Source organism: Vulcanococcus sp. Clear-D1 (assembly GCF_014654725.1).
Lineage (GTDB): Bacteria > Cyanobacteriota > Cyanobacteriia > PCC-6307 > Cyanobiaceae > Vulcanococcus.
Genome location: NZ_JACVZV010000015.1, coordinates 107,764 through 124,926, shown reverse-complemented (window position 1 = coordinate 124,926; position 17,163 = coordinate 107,764). Strand labels below are relative to the sequence as shown.

The 17,163-nt window shown below is 63.6% G+C and carries 23 protein-coding genes and 1 pseudogene; 12 read left to right on the top strand and 12 right to left on the bottom strand.

The features are described from left to right. Positions 1-4: 4 nt before the first annotated feature. On the bottom strand, positions 5-1,156 hold the full coding sequence (locus H9532_RS04955) for a fatty acid desaturase (RefSeq protein WP_296366125.1): 1,152 nt from the start codon (positions 1,154-1,156) through the stop codon (positions 5-7). An 85-nt stretch (positions 1,157-1,241) separates the two neighbouring features. Here H9532_RS04955 and H9532_RS04950 point away from each other — a divergent pair, with 85 nt between their 5' ends. From H9532_RS04950 to H9532_RS04940, 3 genes are all read left to right on the top strand, one after another. After that, entirely contained in the window at positions 1,242-2,942 is a 1,701-nt protein-coding gene (locus tag H9532_RS04950; RefSeq protein WP_296366124.1) for a protein adenylyltransferase SelO family protein, read from the top strand. Between the two features lie 82 nt (positions 2,943-3,024). Next, the gene (locus tag H9532_RS04945; protein ID WP_296366123.1) at positions 3,025-3,699 is read left to right on the top strand and encodes a hypothetical protein; all 675 of its coding nucleotides are present in this window, start codon (positions 3,025-3,027) and stop codon (positions 3,697-3,699) included. Then, the gene (locus H9532_RS04940; protein WP_296366122.1) at positions 3,696-4,289 is read left to right on the top strand and encodes a PAP/fibrillin family protein; all 594 of its coding nucleotides are present in this window, start codon (positions 3,696-3,698) and stop codon (positions 4,287-4,289) included. The genes H9532_RS04945 and H9532_RS04940 overlap by 4 nt, the downstream gene beginning before the upstream one ends. On the opposite strand, the gene H9532_RS04935 is transcribed toward H9532_RS04940, so the two are convergent. Next, positions 4,252-4,617, bottom strand: coding sequence for a hypothetical protein (locus H9532_RS04935; RefSeq protein WP_296366121.1), 366 nt, complete (start codon positions 4,615-4,617; stop codon positions 4,252-4,254). The two genes, H9532_RS04940 and H9532_RS04935, sit on opposite strands and share 38 nt — an antisense overlap. Before the next feature lie 25 nt (positions 4,618-4,642). Continuing rightward, positions 4,643-5,299, bottom strand: a complete 657-nt coding sequence (locus H9532_RS04930; protein ID WP_296366120.1) for a L,D-transpeptidase — start codon at positions 5,297-5,299, stop codon at positions 4,643-4,645. Positions 5,300-5,357: 58 nt separating this feature from the next. Here H9532_RS04930 and H9532_RS04925 point away from each other — a divergent pair, with 58 nt between their 5' ends. Further along, the gene (locus tag H9532_RS04925; protein ID WP_296366119.1) at positions 5,358-5,792 is read left to right on the top strand and encodes a secondary thiamine-phosphate synthase enzyme YjbQ; all 435 of its coding nucleotides are present in this window, start codon (positions 5,358-5,360) and stop codon (positions 5,790-5,792) included. On the opposite strand, the pseudogene H9532_RS04920 reads toward H9532_RS04925, so the two are convergent. Both H9532_RS04920 and H9532_RS04915 read right to left on the bottom strand, forming a co-directional pair. Further along, positions 5,789-7,077, bottom strand: a pseudogene (locus H9532_RS04920) (cytochrome P450). The gene H9532_RS04925 and the pseudogene H9532_RS04920 overlap by 4 nt on opposite strands. A 235-nt stretch (positions 7,078-7,312) precedes the next feature. Further along, a complete protein-coding gene (locus tag H9532_RS04915) occupies positions 7,313-7,525 on the bottom strand; it encodes a hypothetical protein (protein WP_296366652.1) in 213 nt (70 codons plus the stop codon). Positions 7,526-7,634: 109 nt separating this feature from the next. Here H9532_RS04915 and H9532_RS04910 point away from each other — a divergent pair, with 109 nt between their 5' ends. Further along, entirely contained in the window at positions 7,635-7,859 is a 225-nt protein-coding gene (locus H9532_RS04910) for a hypothetical protein (protein WP_296366118.1), read from the top strand. A 105-nt stretch (positions 7,860-7,964) separates the two neighbouring features. Further along, positions 7,965-8,189, top strand: a complete 225-nt coding sequence (locus H9532_RS04905) for a hypothetical protein (RefSeq protein WP_296366117.1) — start codon at positions 7,965-7,967, stop codon at positions 8,187-8,189. Between the two features lie 6 nt (positions 8,190-8,195). On the opposite strand, the gene H9532_RS04900 is transcribed toward H9532_RS04905, so the two are convergent. The 3 genes from H9532_RS04900 to H9532_RS04890 form a co-directional block, all read right to left on the bottom strand. Further along, on the bottom strand, positions 8,196-8,576 hold the full coding sequence (locus tag H9532_RS04900) for a hypothetical protein (RefSeq protein WP_296366116.1): 381 nt from the start codon (positions 8,574-8,576) through the stop codon (positions 8,196-8,198). Positions 8,577-8,748: 172 nt separating this feature from the next. Next, positions 8,749-8,967 carry a hypothetical protein gene (locus H9532_RS04895; protein ID WP_296366115.1) on the bottom strand — a complete coding sequence of 73 codons (219 nt, stop codon included), beginning with the start codon at positions 8,965-8,967 and terminating at the stop codon, positions 8,749-8,751. Further along, entirely contained in the window at positions 8,964-9,650 is a 687-nt protein-coding gene (locus H9532_RS04890; protein ID WP_296366114.1) for a superoxide dismutase, read from the bottom strand. Before H9532_RS04890 ends, H9532_RS04895 begins: the two co-directional genes overlap by 4 nt. Before the next feature lie 87 nt (positions 9,651-9,737). Here H9532_RS04890 and H9532_RS04885 point away from each other — a divergent pair, with 87 nt between their 5' ends. The 4 genes from H9532_RS04885 to H9532_RS04870 are packed head-to-tail and all read left to right on the top strand — an operon-like array spanning position 9,738 to position 12,294. Further along, a complete protein-coding gene (locus H9532_RS04885; RefSeq protein ID WP_010309096.1) occupies positions 9,738-9,974 on the top strand; it encodes a hypothetical protein in 237 nt (78 codons plus the stop codon). After that, a complete protein-coding gene (locus H9532_RS04880; RefSeq protein WP_296366113.1) occupies positions 9,971-10,705 on the top strand; it encodes a DUF924 family protein in 735 nt (244 codons plus the stop codon). Before H9532_RS04885 ends, H9532_RS04880 begins: the two co-directional genes overlap by 4 nt. Positions 10,706-10,735: 30 nt before the next feature. Next, on the top strand, positions 10,736-10,909 hold the full coding sequence (locus tag H9532_RS04875; RefSeq protein ID WP_296366112.1) for a hypothetical protein: 174 nt from the start codon (positions 10,736-10,738) through the stop codon (positions 10,907-10,909). Between the two features lie 47 nt (positions 10,910-10,956). Continuing rightward, a complete protein-coding gene (locus H9532_RS04870; RefSeq protein WP_296366111.1) occupies positions 10,957-12,294 on the top strand; it encodes a glycosyl hydrolase family 57 in 1,338 nt (445 codons plus the stop codon). 184 nt (positions 12,295-12,478) lie between these two features. Here H9532_RS04870 and H9532_RS04865 read toward each other — a convergent pair whose 3' ends face one another. Next, positions 12,479-12,868, bottom strand: coding sequence for an MAPEG family protein (locus H9532_RS04865; RefSeq protein WP_029552982.1), 390 nt, complete (start codon positions 12,866-12,868; stop codon positions 12,479-12,481). A 78-nt stretch (positions 12,869-12,946) separates the two neighbouring features. Between H9532_RS04865 and H9532_RS04860 the strand changes: the two genes are divergently transcribed. Beyond that, positions 12,947-13,435 carry a hypothetical protein gene (locus tag H9532_RS04860; RefSeq protein ID WP_296366110.1) on the top strand — a complete coding sequence of 163 codons (489 nt, stop codon included), beginning with the start codon at positions 12,947-12,949 and terminating at the stop codon, positions 13,433-13,435. Here the strand turns inward: H9532_RS04860 and H9532_RS04855 are convergent. After that, complete coding sequence (locus tag H9532_RS04855; protein ID WP_296366109.1) at positions 13,432-13,743, bottom strand: hypothetical protein; 312 nt, start codon at positions 13,741-13,743, stop codon at positions 13,432-13,434. The genes H9532_RS04860 and H9532_RS04855 overlap by 4 nt on opposite strands. A 113-nt stretch (positions 13,744-13,856) precedes the next feature. Here H9532_RS04855 and H9532_RS04850 point away from each other — a divergent pair, with 113 nt between their 5' ends. Continuing rightward, entirely contained in the window at positions 13,857-14,861 is a 1,005-nt protein-coding gene (locus tag H9532_RS04850; RefSeq protein ID WP_296366108.1) for an IS5 family transposase, read from the top strand. A 609-nt stretch (positions 14,862-15,470) separates the two neighbouring features. Here H9532_RS04850 and H9532_RS04845 read toward each other — a convergent pair. After that, entirely contained in the window at positions 15,471-16,439 is a 969-nt protein-coding gene (locus H9532_RS04845) for a carbon-nitrogen hydrolase family protein (RefSeq protein ID WP_296366107.1), read from the bottom strand. After that, complete coding sequence (locus tag H9532_RS04840) at positions 16,436-17,158, bottom strand: hypothetical protein (RefSeq protein ID WP_296366106.1); 723 nt, start codon at positions 17,156-17,158, stop codon at positions 16,436-16,438. Before H9532_RS04840 ends, H9532_RS04845 begins: the two co-directional genes overlap by 4 nt. Positions 17,159-17,163 lie beyond the last annotated feature (5 nt).

Genomic DNA, 17,163 nt, shown 5'->3' with positions numbered 1-17,163 from the left:
CGATTCAGTAGTAGTAGGCACCATCAACAGGACTCTGCCGCACGGCACCACAACGGGTGGCCACACGCCAGAGCGCCTGGTGAATCGGCGTGGGGTCGTAGCGCACAAGCTCCGGGTAGCGCTGACGGAGTAGCGCCGTGCCACGCCAGGCGTTGTAGTGAGGAATCGTCGACTTGATGTGATGGCACACGTGGGTCGAGCCGATGCCGTGGTGCAACAGATTGAGCACGGGACCGTAAGGGCGATCAACGGTCTGCAGGGCTCCCTTCGCCCAAGACCACTCCTGATTGGAGAAGTGGGGAATGTTCAGGTCGGTGTGTTGAAGCCAGGTGTAGACCACCAGCCAAACGTTCACCACCAGATAAGGCAGGCCGTAGACGCAGAGCACCCGCAGCAAGGAAAACTGGATCGCAGCGCAGCCCAGGGCCATCAGCACCGCGATCAGCCCGAGGTTGGACCGCAGCATCAGCCCTCGAAAGGACGCAGGGAAGAGAAGCCGCTTGCGCTCGATGCCGCCTGCAAGGATCCGGAAGTGAGAGGTGGGGCGTCCGTAGTCCTCCCCGCCGGTGGCACCGAAGAACAGATACAGCGGCCAGCCCAACACCAGGTGGTTGAACAGAGACACCCAGCCGAAGAGCCTGAGACCGAGCTTCTGTTTGAGCGCTTCGGTGATCTGCCCTGTAGGCGAGGAGACCCTGGGAGGCACGTGGGTTTCGCCCTCTTCCAGGTGGTTGCAATGGGCGTGGTGTACCGCATGGCTGCGGGCCCAGCAGTGATAAGGCACCAGCAACAAACTGTGGAGCACAAAACCCACGCAAGCCTCAAGGCGCCGGTTGGGGTGGAAGGCGTTGTGCCCGCATTCGTGGGCGATCACCCAGCAGCCCATCGCCACCGTGCCGGTCACGGCGCCGTAAAGCAGCCAAAGCGGAAGGGCCGCCCACTGGAGAGGGATCTGCGTGCCCACCCCGTAGGCCAGCAGCGACAGACCGACTGACATGCCCAGGCTGCCCCAGGCTTTGAGGGGGTCAAAGCGGTTGAGCTCGGGCGGAAGACAGCTCAACAGCTCCGCCTTGGTGGGGTAGGGCTCTGAGGAAACCTGCTCGAAGCGATGGCTCTGCGACAGCGCCGGGGGGACCAAAGCGATCAAACGCCGCACCGCATCGAAAGGAGCACAGGAAACTTCACAATTCATTCATAATCTATGCCCCCGCTGCTCCGAGAAGGCTGAGCAGCTCGCCAGGATGGTCCCCTCAGCCGCAACAGCCGTGCCCACACCTGCGTCAGCGACCACGTTTGAGGAGTTTGCGCAGCGGGCCGACTATTCCCTGCTCGAATCCCTGCGGCCCGACCCCGACGCCACCCTGGACGGCAACGACCATCGGGCCCGCCAGGTGTTCTCCGGGCACTACGTGCCAGTGACGCCCACCCCACTGCCGCAACCGGAATACGTGGCCCACAGCAGCGGCCTGTTCGCTGAACTGGGGCTGAGTGACGCGCTGGCGCACGACGAGGCCTTCCGCCGCTTGTTTTCCGGCGACAGCACAGCCGCCAGCGGAGCGATGCGCCCCCATGGCTGGGCGACGGGCTACGCCCTTTCGATCTACGGAACCGAATACACCCAGCAGTGCCCCTTCGGCACGGGCAATGGCTACGGCGATGGACGCGCCATCTCCATTTTTGAGGGGGTATTCAAGGGCAAGCGCTGGGAGATGCAGCTCAAAGGCGGCGGGCCCACGCCTTACTGCCGCGGCGCCGATGGCCGGGCTGTGCTGCGCTCGAGTGTGCGCGAGTTTCTGGCGCAGGAGTTCATGGATGCGCTGGGGGTTCCCACCTCCCGCTCGCTCACGCTTTACATGTCGCGCGCAGAAGGGGTGCGGCGGCCTTGGTACAGCGAAGGATCCCGCTCGTTTGATCCTGATGTGATGGTGAACAACCCAGCGGCGATCACCACGCGGGTGGCGCCGTCATTTCTGCGGGTGGGTCAGCTGGAGTTATTTGCCCGTCGGGCACGCAGCCATGCCCATGCCAATGCCTTGGGCGAGCTGCAACTGATCACGGAGCATCTGATCGCGCGCAACTACCGCGGCGAGATCAATGCCGCATTGCCGTTGCAAGCGCAGGTGCTGGAGCTGGCGCGCCTGTTTCGTGGGCGGCTCACCGCCCTGGTAGCGAACTGGATGCGCGTGGGCTACTGCCAAGGCAACTTCAACAGCGACAACTGCGCCGCCGGTGGCTACACGCTCGACTACGGCCCCTTCGGATTCTGCGAGCTGTTTGATCCACGCTTCCAGCCCTGGACCGGTGGCGGCGAACACTTCTGCTTCTTCAACCAGCCGGCCGCCGCAGAGGTGAATTACGGGATGTTCGTGAAATCGCTGCGGCCGTTGCTGGAAGGCGACAGCGACGCTTTGGCCCAGCTTGATGCAATCCAGGAAGGCTTTGCCGCTGCCATGGCTCAGGCCCTCGAAACGATGTGGGCCAGCAAGCTTGGACTCTCCAGCTACGACGCCGAATTGATGCAGGAGCTGCTGCAGCTGCTGGTGAGCTCGAGGGCCGACTGCGCCATCGTCTTCCGCCGCCTCTCGGCCATCCCCGAGAGCGTGGAGGATCTCAAAGCGAGCTTCTACGTGCCGAGTTCCGAGGAGCTCGATCAGCAGTGGCAGGCCTGGCTGCAGCGATGGCGCCAGCAGATCGGCGACCCAGCGAAAGCAGCAGCAGCGATGAAGCGGGTGAATCCCGCCATCACCTGGCGCGAATGGCTGGTCGCCCCCGCCTATGAGCAGGCAGCAGTTGGCAACTTCAGGCTGATTCAGGAACTGCAAACCCTGTTCCGCGATCCCTACAGCGAACCTTCGGCGCAGCTAGCCGCGCGATACGACAAGCTCAAGCCGCGGGAGTTTTTCAACGCCGGGGGGGTGTCGCACTACAGCTGCTCGTCGTGAGCCTGGTGGAGCTCGCGGTGGTGCTCTCGGTCGGCGGGGGCGACAGACTCGCGCGAGACGCAGTTCCGTCATCGTGGATGGCATGAACCAACCTCTGGTGTTCGTCATCGCTCCATCCGACTGCCTTCCGGACGAGGAAGCCAGCTGGCAAGACCTGCTGACAGCCCAACGCCAGGGGCCCGGCGGCGCCTTTGCCCTGCGCCTGTTCACCGCGGCGAGCACCTCCGCCGATGACCTCGCGCAGCTGCCCTGGGAGGGCACCTTGGAACCGGAGAGCGGCGTCCAGCCGCGCCGGCTGATCTGTGATGCGGTGGTGCCCCAGTTCGACCCGCGCAGCAATGCCATCGGGGTGTATCAACGCAACGCTGAGGCAGACACCTATCGCTGCCTAGATCGCTTTCCCCTCACAGAGGCCAGCAACGAAACCTGCTGGTTCTATCCCACTCACGACGGCTCCTTTCTGAGCTGGGAGCGTGCCCTCACCGTGGGCCTGGATCCTGGCGTGGTGGCCGCTGAAGCCCAACCCCAGACGCCAACCACCTACGAGCGGAGCCAGCTCAAACTGCTTTGGAGCCTTCTGGCCGACGACGTGAGCCTCACCTGCGTGGGCCTCACCTATGGCGGGCAGCGCATCGAATGGCCCAAGGCCCACAGCTGCCCCGAACCGATGGCCACCTGGAGCCTGTTCACCGTCGACACCCAGGCCGATGTGGCCCTCACCGTGGAGGCCTCACAGACGGTGTTTTTCAACGCATGATCGAGGCCTCTGAGCCAAATCGCCAGGAACTGCTGCAGCTTCTGCAGCAAGAACCCCGCGGTAGCGCCAACCGGCATGGCGATCGCATCAAGGTGCTGATCAACGCTCTCGACCAGGCACAACCGGTCGATCTCTCCAGGCCGGAGGCGCTGGAGCAGCTGGAGGGGGTATGGGAACTGCGTTGGAGCAGCAGCAACCAGCCCTACCTAGCGGTGGCACCCTGGCTGGAAAACCTGCAATGCCTCGCCCCATCTCAAGGGCGTGGCATGAACCTGCTGCGGTTGAGTGGCCCCCTGGCAGCCCTGGCCGGGATCGCCGTGGAAGCGTCCATTGCGGTGGTGCCAGCGGAGCAGCCACCCAGCCAGCGGGTGGAGGTGCGCTTTCGACGCGGCGGATGGCTGGGGCCAACCCTGGGCGCCAGCCGGTTGCAATGGCTGCGCAACGTGAACCAGAGCTTCCCTGCCTGGCTCGACATCACCGTGCTCGATGCCAACCTGCGCGTGTGCCGAGGCAATGCCGGCACTCTCTTTGCACTGACGCGCCGCGATGACCTCAACCTGGCGGATCTGCTGCTGACGCCCCAGAGCTGAGCGAAGCAAACACCTGCTCGATGGATGTCAGGTCAAACGCCGTGTTGGTGAGCACAGCGGCTTCGAAATCCTCCTGAAAGTCGGAGAGGCTCTGGCGAATCTCCTCCGCGCTGCCTTCACCGGGCATCGGTGCCGTGGATCTGCCGGCATCGTCACGGGAAAAGATCCGCCAGAACGCCAACACCGACTGCTGCCCCGGCGTCAGGGGTTGTGCCCCCAACGTCCAGGGATGGGCTGCTGCTAACAGCTTCACCTGCTGCCAGCTGGGATTTGCAGCAAACTCGGCATCCACCGCAGACAGCGCAGCCAGAAAATCGTCGTCAGTCATGGTGAAAACAGCATGGCCTGCGAGCTCAGGGCGTACAAGGGCCATTCGCCGTCACCACGACCTCATCGCCCAGCTTCACTGAGCTGAGCAGGGTCTTGAGAATGGGCTCGGCCACATTCACACACCCACCAGTCACTTTCTGGCCGATGCGCTGATCGTTGTTGCTCCCGTGAATCGCGAAGCTGTACCAGCGAAACTTGCCGTCGTAGGTGTTGAACTTGAACGGCTGTTTCACACTGTTCACAGGCGCCAAGCTCACATAGCCAATGCCGTATTCACCAACTTCGCCATCACCGCTGAAGTCGATGGAGTTCATGCTCTTGAACAGCGATGCCTTCAGCTCCGCTTCGCTCTTACCGGATTGCTTGATCAGAGCCGGATCCATCACAAAGCGGTCGTTGCTGAGAATCGCATTCACCTTGAACCGGCCCAGGGGCGTGTAGCCCTCCTCAAAGCGGGTCCCTGCGCAGGTCACGCCAAGGCGTCCATACCCCACCTTGAAGATGGTGCGGTCGTTGCCCAGAGGCAGCACGCCAAAGCTTTTGGAGGGGTCGTTCAGATCAAGCTCGATCCGGATCGGCCCAGAAAGCGGCTTAGGACCTGGCTTCGCGGGATGACTCGAGGTGCAGCTGCTGAGCACCAAGGCCAGACCCACCAGGCCAAGTGACGGGAGTCGGCGCATGAGGGCTAAGCAGCGTCGCGCCCATGATGCCGGCACGTGGCCAAAATCGCCTCCTGCCATGACGCACCAGCTCTTCAGCCTCGCCAGCCAACAGGGCTTCCAGTGCCTGGCGATCACCACGCAGGTGCGTGACTTTGTGCGCCAGCACGGCGGGCGCGACGGTGCGGTGGTGGTGTCGAGCCAGCACACCACAACCGCCGTGATCATCAACGAGATGGAGGAACGGTTGCTGCTCGACCTCGAGCAGTGGCTCCATCAGATCGCCCCTGCCGCAGGACCCTGGAAGCACAACGACCTCCACCTACGCCCCAACATCCCGGCCGACGAACCCCGCAACGCCCACGCCCATCTGCAGGCGCTGCTGCTCGGCAACCAGGTGATCGTGAATGTGAGCAAGGGCGCGCTCGTGCTCGGCACGTACCAAGACGTGATCGTGGTGGAACTCGACGGCCCGCGCCAACGGCAGGTATCGCTGCAGTGGCTGAGCAGCTAGGCCGCGATCACCAACAAGCCATCCCGCGGGCTCGGGCTGGGAATGAGCGCCAGGCTGAGGTCTTGATCCGGTGCAAGCTCGAGCGAAACCTGCTGCAGTAGACCCACCGCCATCAACCGGATCTCCAGTTCCGCCAGGGCCTTGCCCAGGCACACCCGTTCGCCGCCGCCGAAGGGCAGCAGGGTGAGACCGTTGCCTGGTTCCAGGTGCCGCTCCGGCCGAAACACGTCCAGATCGGAGGCCCCATTGCTGCTGGTGCGATGCGAGGCCGCCAGAGCCACCTGCACAACACGCCCCTCGGGGACGAGCACGCCATCCAGCAGCAGAGGCCGGGTGGTGCGCCGAAAAAAACCACCCACCGGTGGGTTGAGCCGCATCACCTCTTGCACCACTGCATCCAGGCGTGGTGCGGCGATCGCTTCCGGTGGCGGCCAGGCCAGCGTTTGCACCTCGTCCTGAAGCCAGTGCAGCACCGGCGGATGCTGCAGCAGGGCCGCCATCAGGCAGCTGAGTGAGGAAGCAGTGGTTTCGTAGCCCGCAAACAGGAGGAGCAACAACTGCTCCATGAGGTCGTCGTCAGTGAGGGGAAGACCCGCCTCATCCAAACCACCACTGAGCAGATCCAGCCCACCGGTGGGGCAATCCTTGGCACGCTCCAACACACCCCGCAGCCGCTCCAGCAGCCGCGCCCGGGCCTGCAACGCCTTGGCGAAAGGGCTGCCGGGAATGGCGATCGGCAGCGAAAACAAGGCTCGCGTCCAGATCTCAAAATCAGCGAACAGCGCCTCAATGTCATCGCCCTCGAGGCCGAGCACCACCGAAGCGATCACGGCAAAAGCGAAGCGCCGCATCCGATCCACCAGGCGGACCGGCCCGGCTGCTGCGTTCAGCTCCGCGGCCAGTTGATCCACCAGCTGAACAATCGCCGGGCTGTAGCGGCGCAGCGCCGCCGCTGAAAACAGCTGCCCCACCACCCGGCGCCGAGCGCGGTGGTCGGCGCCGTTGCGATTGGCCAGCGAACGACGACCCAGCAGCTGCGCACACTCTCCGGCCACCAGCCCTCGGTGCCGTCGCTCTGGCTGAACAGATCGCTGATCGCTCGCTCCCCGCGGACGAAGACGAGCTGCTGGCCAAGCAACTTGGTTTCGAACACATCACCGAGGCGCTCAAAACGCGAGCGCGCGAAGTCCGCATCGCGGAAGAAGGCCAACGCCTCCAGCACCCCACTCACCGCACCGCTATGCGGCAACGTCCGCCCACTCAGGGCCTTGGATTCACCAACCATGGCAGTGACCCTAAATGGGGGTAGTGGCTGGGGTGCAGCGCAACGGAGACTGCACGCATCAGGAGAAGAGGACAAGGCCATGACCTGCCTCAAACCGCCTAGCCAAGAGCACAGGTCCAACCCAACTTGCCTGGGATCCACCTGCATGAAGTGGACGTCCAGCGGAGAGCTCTCCGAACTGGACCTCAACACCATCCTCGAGCGGCTAGCTCGCGTGGATCCCAACCTGGCGCGATCAGAAGATGCCGAGGGTCTTTTTCTTGCAGTACCCGGCGCCGATGTTCATCCAACCTGACGGGCAGGCCTGGCCACCCGTGGGCTGCACCTCGTAGTAAATCGGCGAATAGCAGCTCTGCTTGAGGTCGTTCACGTAACCCAGCGGGCACTGGTCGTAACCGGGAAGCTTGGGAATACGGTTCTGAGCCAGCGCTGCACCGGAACCCAACATCGGTGTACCCACAAGGGCCAGGGCTGCGATGGAGCGAAGCGAGTTCACCGATAATCAGGCAACTGGCATCACCCTAGGCAGATGGCCGAAAGCTGCCAGGATCCCCGTTATGACGTATTCCGTGCTCAGCCACGATGCCTGGGGGAGCGCCAACGTGGGCAGCTTTCCCAGCTTGGAGCAGGCCCGTGAGGTGTTTCAGGCCCTGCAGAAGGATCGTTGGTTCCTGGCGGACGGCACGGTGCGGGGCCTCTCGATTGTGGAGACCAGCTCCGAATCCGAAGCCCTGACAGCCGAGGCCCGCACCGTGGAGAGCTTCAGCTTCCCGCAGGCCTAAAGATTGCTGAAGCGATTCTTAAAACAGTTGGATCGAACACCATTCGATCCGCATCAGCCCCATCAGCATGGCCTTCCGGAGGAAGACACGGAGAGCTGAGCGGCGATGGAACGGATTTATCGGCTGATTGATGCCTGCTTTGAGCCCCATCAGCATCTGGATGATTGCTACAGCAGCCTTGATGAGGCGATCACCGATGCGGTGGAGTGGCTGGAACAGATCTGCGCCGAACCCCAGCAACAGCTGATCGGGGTGGAGGTGTGCGCTGCCAATGGCGATTGGCGTACCTGCCGGCTCCCCACTCAGCTGTTCTGCAACCTGCCCAGCTGAAACGCCTCAGGCCGCCAGCGATTGCCGCCAGACCCGTTGACATTGCACCCGAAAACGCATGGGCGTCATGCCGTAGCAGTGGCGGAAGATGGAGCAGGCCTGAAACACACTGTCGAAGCCCACCTGCCGCAGCAACAGCTCGAGGTCGGCGCCGGGATCATCGGCAATCGTGGTGTACAGCACAGAGGCCTTGATCGACCAGATCTCCTCCTGCAGGCAGGTGCCAGCCAACTCAGCCAGGATCGCTTCAGCCCGCGATCGTGGAATTCTCAACCCAGCGCAAAGGCTCTCAGGCGTGAGCCACTCAAAGCGACGCTGATGAATGGTGTGACGGATGGCGGCCAGATCAGCCTTGGCCTGGAGGGCAGTGATTGTGTTGCCGTCCATGGTTTCACCTCGTTGCGATGCGTCAGCTGAATCAACGTTGAACCAACGAAACCGTACGCCGAAAAGGAAGAGATGAAGCGCCGATGTTTGCGGGCGAAGACATCACAACCAACAAGGTGATGTAGCAAAAGCTACGCACATCACCCCCGTTCCATGTGGGTGCGTCTCCCGATCAGCCCGCGCTGGGTTTGGTCCAGTAGCGATACAACCAAACGCCGCCGCTGCCCCAGAGCACAGTCCACAACACAAACGTGGTGGCAGTGCCCAGCTGGCCGGTTTCCAGCGAATACACCCCTGCATGGATCAGGCCCGCATCGATCAGCGAAGCGCCGATCCCCCAGCCCAGCACCCAGGTGATCAAAAAGCCGATGGCCTGCAGATTGCCCGTCATAGCGATGCGTTGAAGCGGCGGTTCACTTCGTTCCAGTTCACCAGATCCCACCAGGCACTGATGTAGTCGGGCCGGCGGTTCTGGTAGTTGAGGTAGTAGGCGTGCTCCCACACGTCGAGGCCGAGCAACGGCGTGCCGCGCTCGATGTCGGGCAGATCCATCAGGGGGTTGTCCTGATTGGCGGTGCTGGTGATCGCCAGACCCCCATCGGGTGTGCGAATCAACCAGGCCCAACCCGAGCCGAAGCGCGCAGCAGCCGCCTGGCTGAACTGGGTTTGCATCGCCTGCAGCGACCCGAAGCTCGCCTCAATCGCCGCCAGCAGCTCCGCCGATGGTTCACCGGCCTGTCCCACAGGCGCCATTACCGCCCAGAACTGGCTGTGGTTCCAGTGGCCGCCGCCGTTGTTGCGCACCGCCACCGGGAAGCGCGAGATCTGCCCCTGCAGAGCATCGAGGCTGAGCTTGGCCAGCTGCGGGTTGCCCTTGATCTGGCCATTGAGGTTGGCCACGTAGGCGCCGTGATGCTTGTCGTGGTGGATGGTCATCGTGGTGGCGTCGATCGCCGGCTCCAGCGCATCCGGGGCGTAGGGCAACGGCGGCAGCGTGAACTCAGCGAAGGCCGGCAAAGCCTGACCCAGCAGGATCACCGCTGTCGCCAGGCCACTGAGGATCGCTCGCTTCATCGATGCACGAATCAGATCAATCCAGCCTGACAGCCACGCGCAGCCCGGTGCCGGCTTCGACAGAGTGGTGATCCAGCCACTGCGGCCATGCTTCTCCTCAATCCCTTCTGCCCGATCAGTGCAGCCCGGATCGCCGGCCTGAAAGCCACGGTGATGCTGCTGTTGGTGCTGCTGATCAAGTCGAAGCTGCTGCGCGTGAAGATGTCGCTGCTCGGCTCGCTGCTGGGCCTGTTCATGCTCACGGGCTTCCTGATCAGTACTGGGCTGCTCACGGTGGTGGCCGGCGGCGCCGTGCTCTACGCCGCCAGCCAGAAGCGCGCATGAGCGATGCCCGCCCCGGCATCGGGGCCGAGGCTGTTCTCCACTTCTGGTTCAACGAGAGCAAACCGCGCCAATGGTTTCGCCGCAGCGACGCCTTCGACGCTGTGGTGCACCATCGCTTCGGCGCACTCACCAAACAGGCCTGCGCCGGAGGTCTCGGCAGCTGGGAAGCGGAGCCAGAGAGCGCCCTGGCCTTGGTGCTGGTGCTCGATCAATTCAGCCGTCAGATCTGGCGCGATCAGGCCCGGGCCTTCAGCGGTGATGCCCGCGCCCTGGCCCTCAGCCAACGGGCCTTCGAACTCGGCTGGATTGAGGCTGAACCGGTTCGAGTGCGGCGCCAGTTCTGGCTGATGCCGCAGTTGCACAGCGAATGCCTTGAGGTGGTAGAGGCCAGCGTGGGGCTCTTCGATCGCTACAGCGATCCCGCCACCACCGCCATCGCCAAACGCCATGCGGATCTGCTGCGGCGCTTCGGGCGCTACCCGCATCGCAATCTCGCCCTCGGCCGGCGCTCCACGCCGCCGGAACTCGAGCTGCTGCAACCTCCAGCCGCGCCAGCGGAGACGATGTGCTGCGAGCGCTGCCAGGCCCATGGGCCGATCCACTACCGGGTGAGCACGGCGTTGGATCCGCAATGGCAACTGGTGTGCCCGCAGTGCTGGCCCAGCCTGCGCGCGCAACCCGGCTACCGCTACGGCGGTACGCGCAAGGCCAATCGCCGCCGCCGCACTTAGCTAGAACCCCAACCAGCCTCAACGCCACGGATGCCGCTCGTTCCCCGCTGGAAATACATGACCGACGAGGCCAAAGCGCTGACGCGCCGCGTGGCGGTGTCGGCATTGGCGGTGATCGGCGCACTGGTGTTGTTGCGGGCCTTGCTGCCCTGGGTGATCGTGGGAGTGATTGCCTGGTGGATCTGGACAACTGTGAAGCGCTAAAACCGCTGCCCCCAATTGCTGGCCGTGAAGCTGAACTGCGCGCCCTGATGGCGCAAGCAGCGCCGGCCAGCCCAGCGCAAAGCCTGGCGGGGGTGAACGCCTGCTTTGCCTGCGCGCTCCACATGCATCAGCCCACCATCCCCGCCGGGGCCCATGGTGAGCTGATCAGCCATCTCCAGTACATGCTGGAGCACCCCGGCGAAGGCGATAACCACAACGCTGAACCCTTTGCCCAGTGCTACCGCCGCATGGCGGATCTGATCCCGCAGCTGATTGCAGAGGGCTGCAATCCGCGGATCATGCTCGATTACTCCGGCACCTTGCTGTGGGGCTTCGAGCAGATGGGCCGGCGCGACATTCTCGATGCGCTGCACCAGCTCGCCTGCGACCCCAGCCTGCAACTGCATGTGGAGTGGCTCGGCACCTTCTGGGGCCACGCCGTAGCAAGCTCCACACCGGTGGCCGATTTCGCCTTGCAGATCCAGGCCTGGCAACACCATTTCGCGGCCCTCTTCGGTGAGGCGGCCCTGCAAAGGGTGCGCGGTTTCTCCCTACCGGAGATGCACCTGCCCAATGACCCCGATGTGCTCTTCGCCCTGGTGGTGGCCCTGAAACAGGCGGGCTACCGCTGGCTGTTGGTGCAGGAACACAGCGTGGAGAACACCGATGGCTCCGGGCTCAGCCATGCGGAATGCCTCGTTCCCCATCAACTTGTGGCCCGCAATCGCGCCGGCCAGCTGGCCGAGATCACGGCGCTGATCAAAACCCAGGGGTCTGACACAAAGCTGGTGGGGCAGATGCAGCCCTTCTATGAAGCGATGGGGTTGCAGCCTGTTGAGCTCGGATCCACCACGATCCCGCCGCTGGTGGCTCAGATCGCCGATGGCGAAAACGGCGGCGTGATGATGAACGAATTCCCACCGGCTTTCATTCAGAGCTACCAGCGCCTGCGCGACGACGCTGATGGCCGCACCACTGCGATCAACGGCACGGAATATCTCGATCGGCTGGCGGCCAGCGGTGTGTCGGAGCAGGATTTCACCCCGATTCAGGCGGCCGGCCAACACCGGTTCTGGAAAGAAGCGGATTCAGGCGGCCCTGTGAACCTGGAGGGCTCGTCCTGGACCAACAACATCAGCTGGGTGGAGGGTTACACCAACGTGCTGGAGCCGATGCAAGAGCTCAGCGCGCGCTTTCACCAACGCTTTGATGCAGCTGTTGCAGACGACCCCGGCACAACCCGCAGCCCCGCCTACCAGAACGCGCTCCTGCATCTGCTCTTGCTGGAAACCAGCTGCTTCCGCTACTGGGGCCAGGGCACCTGGACCGACTACGCCAGGGAGCTGTTTCGCCGCGGTCTTGCAGGGATCGAGCAGCCCCACTAACCCAGGCGCATGAACGGAGGGCACGGCTGAGCCCTCGGCCACGAGAAGCGGTCGCGCAATCTTTCGTTACACTTCTCAGGAACGCTTCCCGCCTCAGTGGTCGCCACCGTTGCCATCGACTTTGTGAGCCTGCTGTTCGGCATTCCCCTGCGTCAGCTGGCCACGGCAGCGACCCTGCTGCGCCTCATCCCTGGCTGAACGCCGCCACGATCGCCATCACCAGCAGGGCGATCGAACACAGGAAGCTGATGCCGAAGCCCGGGCCGCGCTTGCCCGGTGCCAACCGGTATCCCACGCCGTAGGCGACGCGACCACCCACCCAGATAAAGCCGAGCAGGCAAGCCCAGGTTTCGCTTCCCATCAAGGCGGCCAGCCAGAACACCGGCAGGAAGAACACCAGCTGCTCGAGGGTGTTCTGCTGCACCCGCAGAGCGCACTCAAATGGCTCCGGACCGGATGTGGCCGGGGGCATCACCTTGTGCTTCACCCGCGCCTGACCCACAGCCATCGCCGTGCCCTGATAGGTGATCAGCGCCGCAAGGCTCACCACCGCCGGCAATGCAGGAACGCTCATCACAGATATTGATCAGGAGCCCCGTGTTTAGCGCATAGAAGGCAGCGGCCAGGGGCGGTCTAACGCCAACGCACGGCCATGAACGTGGTGAAGGCCACCTTGCTCAGTTGCTCATTCGTGACAGCTGCTGCCGTTCCAGCTTTCGCCGATATCGACCCCGAACTGCACAAACTCTGCGTGGATGCGCGTGATTACGCCGGTTGCATCCAGATGCATCAACAGGGAACGGAGACTCCAACCAAGCTCAGCCTCAATACCTGCCCGGCGGGGCATGCCTACTCAGGAGCTGGCTATTGCACCCGCGTGATCGGCGATTCACCACGCGGAGGAATGCTGACCCGCATGGTGCTCAGTTCAGACGGCCATGACCCTGAACTGGCGGGCAAAGGCAACAAATGTCCGAGGACCGGTCTCTTCTCCCGCAACGGCTCCCTGCGCTGGGGCACCGACACAGTGGCCGCAGCCCATGACCCCGCCTGCCCCCACCTGCCCGTGCAGGTGGGCTGGCAAAACGCATGCCTGATGGAAACCGGCGAGATCAAACCAACGGCGCTGGGGGCTCGTTAAAGGCGGCACACCAGCCTCATCTCCTGGAGAGCATCCGACGAAGGCCTCTCGCGATTGATCGGCAGTGTTGCAGCAATCATCTCGGCTTCGGCAGCGAGAACGGCGGTGTAGCAGCGCCAGCGCTTTCGCGCTTCAGCCCAGTTCTTGAGGCGATGGGATTGCTCCAGAGCCGCGCGGCATGCAGCGGGCGAACCCGAATCACCGCAGCGCTGCGCCAGGTGGCCGTAGGCCGCCATGTCTTGCGCTACCCCAGCCACGGGCCAGAGAAGGGGAAGCAGCAGCAACGGGCGAAGCCAGACAGCGGGCAAACACTCCATCGTCAACCGTTCCGGCATCCTGACTCAAACCCCTAGGGAGAGTCTGGGAAACCCGAGCGATCCACGCGACAATGGCCCTGTAATGCCAGGCCGGGACAGAGTTGATGGGTGGCAAGCAGCTCGGCTTCTCGGATTACGAGCTGACCACGGCCAAGAAGCAGACCAAGCGTGAGAAGTTTCTCTCTGAGATGGAGGCGGTGGTGCCCTGGCAGGCACTGATCGATCTGATTGAGCCCCACTACCCCAAAGCGAACAAGAAAGGCGGCCGCCCTCCTTACCCCCTGGCGACGATGCTGACCATTCACTTGCTGCAGCAGTGGTATTCCCTGAGCGATCCAGCGATGGAGGAGGCCCTGATCGAGGTACCCACCATGCGTCGCTTTGCCGGTATCGAGCTGATCAGCGATCGGATCCCGGATGAGACCACAATCCTCACCTTCCGCCACCTGCTGGAGAAGCACAAGCTGGGCGAGCAGGTTTTTGAAACCGTCAAGGCCCACCTCAGTGCGCGGGGCATGACGATGCGGCAAGGCACGATCGTCGATGCCACCCTCATCGCCGCACCCAGTTCCACCAAGAACAAGGCAGGGAAGCGGGATCCGGAGATGCACCAGACGAAAAAGGGCAACCAGTGGTATCACCGCTTCGCGGAAGGCTGCGCCTACGGCATGAACGTCCACGCCGGTGTGGACAAGGACTCGGGCCTGATCCATTCAGTGGTCGTCACCGCCGCCAACGTGCATGACCTCACTCCCGCGGCAGAGCTCCTCCACGGTGATGAGGAGGTCGTTTACGGCGATGCCGGCTACCAGGGAATCGCCAAGAGACCTGAGATGGCACGCAAGGCAACGGAATTCAGGGTGGCGATGCGACCTGGCAAACGCAGGGCTCTACCGGATACACCAGATGGAAAGCTGCAGGATCTGATCGAGACGGCCAAAGCTCATATCCGCTCCAAGGTCGAGCATCCCTTCCGCGTGATCAAGCAGCAGTTCGGCTTTCAGAACACCAGGCTGCGCGGCCTGGCCAAGAACCGCTGCAAAATCCACATGCTGGCAGCACTATCGAATCTTTTCCAGGCCCGAAGGCAATTGCTCGCAACAGCCTGAGTATGGGATTGGTATGGCTGAAACGAGCGATTCAGCCTCAAGAACCAGCCCAGAGTGGATGAATACGAGGCCAGAAGTCATCAGAAAATCGTCTCAAAAGCAATTCATGGTCCAAGGCACTCTTTCGTGCTCACTGCCGCCGCTTTGCCCCGTTTATCCAGAGATTCCCTAGAACAACGTTCCTGAAAACACAACAAAGCCCGGGACCTGAGCCCCGGGCGTTTGCCTGCTCAGCTGATCTGCCCGCGGATTGGGGCCAGCGTTGCCATCGTGATGCTTGTGAACAACCTCGATCCAGCGATCGAGGTCTGAAGTCTTTGGTTGTGGGGCGGAGCTGCCGGCGCTGGCACCTGGGGCCAGGTGTCTAGGGGGACGTCCCACTGAGTCCGGGGCACCTCAGGCGGCGCAGTGGACGGCGCGACACCGTCGCGCTCGGGGGACATCAGAGATCCGTTGAGAGTGTTGGAGCAGGGGCCGGATCGTCAGCGCGCTCCTCTCTGGTGCTCAGGGGGGGTGTCGTCCATCAATGGCGCCTCCGAATCCCGATGTGCTCACGATGGATCCGCCAAAGGGCCCTGGCAACCGCCAAAGCCGCATCGACACTGCTCTTCATCCAACGCAATCGGTATTCATGAAGTGGGCTTCATGAACGCTCGAGCCAGGCGCACCACTGAGGCGATACACGTCGTGCCGGCGCTGGTGGCTGGTGGGAATGGCCTGGCGTGCCAGCGCCACCTGGCTGAGATCAAGCTGCGCCTGCAACACCTGCTCCCCCTCTCCGGCCTCGGCGATCACCGTTCCCCAGGGATCCACCACCAGCGAATGGCCGTAGCTGGGATATCCACCACCCAGAGGCCTGGCACTGGAGCAGGCGAGCACAAAGCACTGGGTATCGATGGCGCGGGCCCGCATCACCAGATGCCAATGCCGCGGCCCGGTGGTGGTGTTGAAGGCGGCCGGACAAGCGAGCAGCGTGCAGCCGTGGCGCTGCTGCATCAGCAAGGCCAGCTCCGGGAAGCGGATGTCGTAACAGATCAGCAGGCCCAGGTTGGGCGGTTCTTGCAGCCCGGTGCCGAGGGGGTCGCTGGAGCCGCTGAGCACGGTGAGGGCCTCTCCTGCCGTGAGGCTGTCGGATTCGCGAAAGCAGATCCCGCCGAGCACATCCACATCGAACAGATGCAGCTTGCGATGCTTCGCCAGCAGCACCCCACGGGGATCCACCACCGTGGCCGTGTTGTAGATGAGCCCTGCTTCGCCCTGCTCGGGAATCGAACCAGCGATCACCGCCACACCATGGCGGCGGGCCAGGCTCGCCACCATGGCCAGCGAAGGCGATGGCCCCTGCGTGAGATCGGCGCCGGGCTCCGGGATTGGCTCGGCAAAGGCGGCAAAGCGATCCACTGCATAGGGCGCATTCCACACTTCGGGAAGCATCAGCAGCCGCGGCCGACCTCCGCCGGGCGCTTCCAGCACAGCGCGCTCCAGCCAGGCCTCGGCCTGGCGGCGATTCAGGCCGGCATCCTCTGTGGCGCAGAGCTGCACCAGGGCAACCGGCAACGCCGAACCGATCTCGCTCATAGCCGCTGCTCCATTAGCTCCTTCAGATACCTGGAGAGCCGAAACGATGGCTCCCGCAAGTAGACGATGTCGGCGATACGCCAACCTGCCTTCGGCGTTGGGCGAAGCACATAACCCAGCTGCTGGGCTGGCTCGGCTGCACGCCCCCGAAGCCCCGCCCGAACAGCCACCCGAGCCATCAGGCGGCCCGCCTGATCAGGGCGGCACCCCTGCAGCGTGGCCCCCACGGTGCTCGCCTGCGTGCCGCTGAAGGGATCGAAATCCACAAAGCGCCCATCCGCAGGGGTAAGGGCGACGGCCCGCTCCAGCAGCGAGAACAGCTCCGGGGTGAAGCGATCACGCTGGCTCCCCATCGCGATCGGCCCCGGATGCTCCTGCCGCGCGAGTTGCCAGCGGTAGAGCCCATCAATCTGGGCTCGCACCGCAGCCGGACACGCCAGCCCCGCATCCGCTCGCAATGGCACCACGATCCGGTTGCCGTTTTGCGCATGGGTGAACACGGCATTGCCCTGCACCAGCACCTCCCGCTGCCAGAGGCCCCCCAGGGAATCCCGCAGGGTTGAGCGGGTGGCGCCCTCACGCACAAGCGTGTAAGTCATCGCCAAACCATCCCGCCATTCGATCGTGAGGCTGCCATCGCCTTGATGCCGATCGCGGCAAGCCATGGGCTGATCGTTGAACCAGCAGGTTTTCCAGGGCTCGGCAGCCACAGGAGGCATCATGG

What these genes read in the sequence shown, in the direction of transcription:
- H9532_RS04950 (WP_296366124.1), top strand. Translation starts at nt 1,242, where the DNA reads ATGGTCCCCTCAGCCGCAACAGCCGTGCCCACACCTGCGTCAGCGACC.
- H9532_RS04945 (WP_296366123.1), top strand. Translation starts at nt 3,025, where the DNA reads ATGAACCAACCTCTGGTGTTCGTCATCGCTCCATCCGACTGCCTTCCG.
- H9532_RS04940 (WP_296366122.1), top strand. Translation starts at nt 3,696, where the DNA reads ATGATCGAGGCCTCTGAGCCAAATCGCCAGGAACTGCTGCAGCTTCTG.
- H9532_RS04935 (WP_296366121.1), bottom strand. Translation starts at nt 4,617, where the DNA reads ATGACTGACGACGATTTTCTGGCTGCGCTGTCTGCGGTGGATGCCGAG.
- H9532_RS04930 (WP_296366120.1), bottom strand. Translation starts at nt 5,299, where the DNA reads ATGCGCCGACTCCCGTCACTTGGCCTGGTGGGTCTGGCCTTGGTGCTC.
- H9532_RS04925 (WP_296366119.1), top strand. Translation starts at nt 5,358, where the DNA reads ATGACGCACCAGCTCTTCAGCCTCGCCAGCCAACAGGGCTTCCAGTGC.
- H9532_RS04915 (WP_296366652.1), bottom strand. Translation starts at nt 7,525, where the DNA reads ATGTTGGGTTCCGGTGCAGCGCTGGCTCAGAACCGTATTCCCAAGCTT.
- H9532_RS04910 (WP_296366118.1), top strand. Translation starts at nt 7,635, where the DNA reads ATGACGTATTCCGTGCTCAGCCACGATGCCTGGGGGAGCGCCAACGTG.
- H9532_RS04905 (WP_296366117.1), top strand. Translation starts at nt 7,965, where the DNA reads ATGGAACGGATTTATCGGCTGATTGATGCCTGCTTTGAGCCCCATCAG.
- H9532_RS04900 (WP_296366116.1), bottom strand. Translation starts at nt 8,576, where the DNA reads ATGGACGGCAACACAATCACTGCCCTCCAGGCCAAGGCTGATCTGGCC.
- H9532_RS04895 (WP_296366115.1), bottom strand. Translation starts at nt 8,967, where the DNA reads ATGACGGGCAATCTGCAGGCCATCGGCTTTTTGATCACCTGGGTGCTG.
- H9532_RS04890 (WP_296366114.1), bottom strand. Translation starts at nt 9,650, where the DNA reads ATGAAGCGAGCGATCCTCAGTGGCCTGGCGACAGCGGTGATCCTGCTG.
- H9532_RS04885 (WP_010309096.1), top strand. Translation starts at nt 9,738, where the DNA reads ATGCTTCTCCTCAATCCCTTCTGCCCGATCAGTGCAGCCCGGATCGCC.
- H9532_RS04880 (WP_296366113.1), top strand. Translation starts at nt 9,971, where the DNA reads ATGAGCGATGCCCGCCCCGGCATCGGGGCCGAGGCTGTTCTCCACTTC.
- H9532_RS04875 (WP_296366112.1), top strand. Translation starts at nt 10,736, where the DNA reads ATGCCGCTCGTTCCCCGCTGGAAATACATGACCGACGAGGCCAAAGCG.
- H9532_RS04870 (WP_296366111.1), top strand. Translation starts at nt 10,957, where the DNA reads ATGGCGCAAGCAGCGCCGGCCAGCCCAGCGCAAAGCCTGGCGGGGGTG.
- H9532_RS04865 (WP_029552982.1), bottom strand. Translation starts at nt 12,868, where the DNA reads ATGAGCGTTCCTGCATTGCCGGCGGTGGTGAGCCTTGCGGCGCTGATC.
- H9532_RS04860 (WP_296366110.1), top strand. Translation starts at nt 12,947, where the DNA reads ATGAACGTGGTGAAGGCCACCTTGCTCAGTTGCTCATTCGTGACAGCT.
- H9532_RS04850 (WP_296366108.1), top strand. Translation starts at nt 13,857, where the DNA reads ATGGGTGGCAAGCAGCTCGGCTTCTCGGATTACGAGCTGACCACGGCC.
- H9532_RS04845 (WP_296366107.1), bottom strand. Translation starts at nt 16,439, where the DNA reads ATGAGCGAGATCGGTTCGGCGTTGCCGGTTGCCCTGGTGCAGCTCTGC.
- H9532_RS04840 (WP_296366106.1), bottom strand. Translation starts at nt 17,158, where the DNA reads ATGCCTCCTGTGGCTGCCGAGCCCTGGAAAACCTGCTGGTTCAACGAT.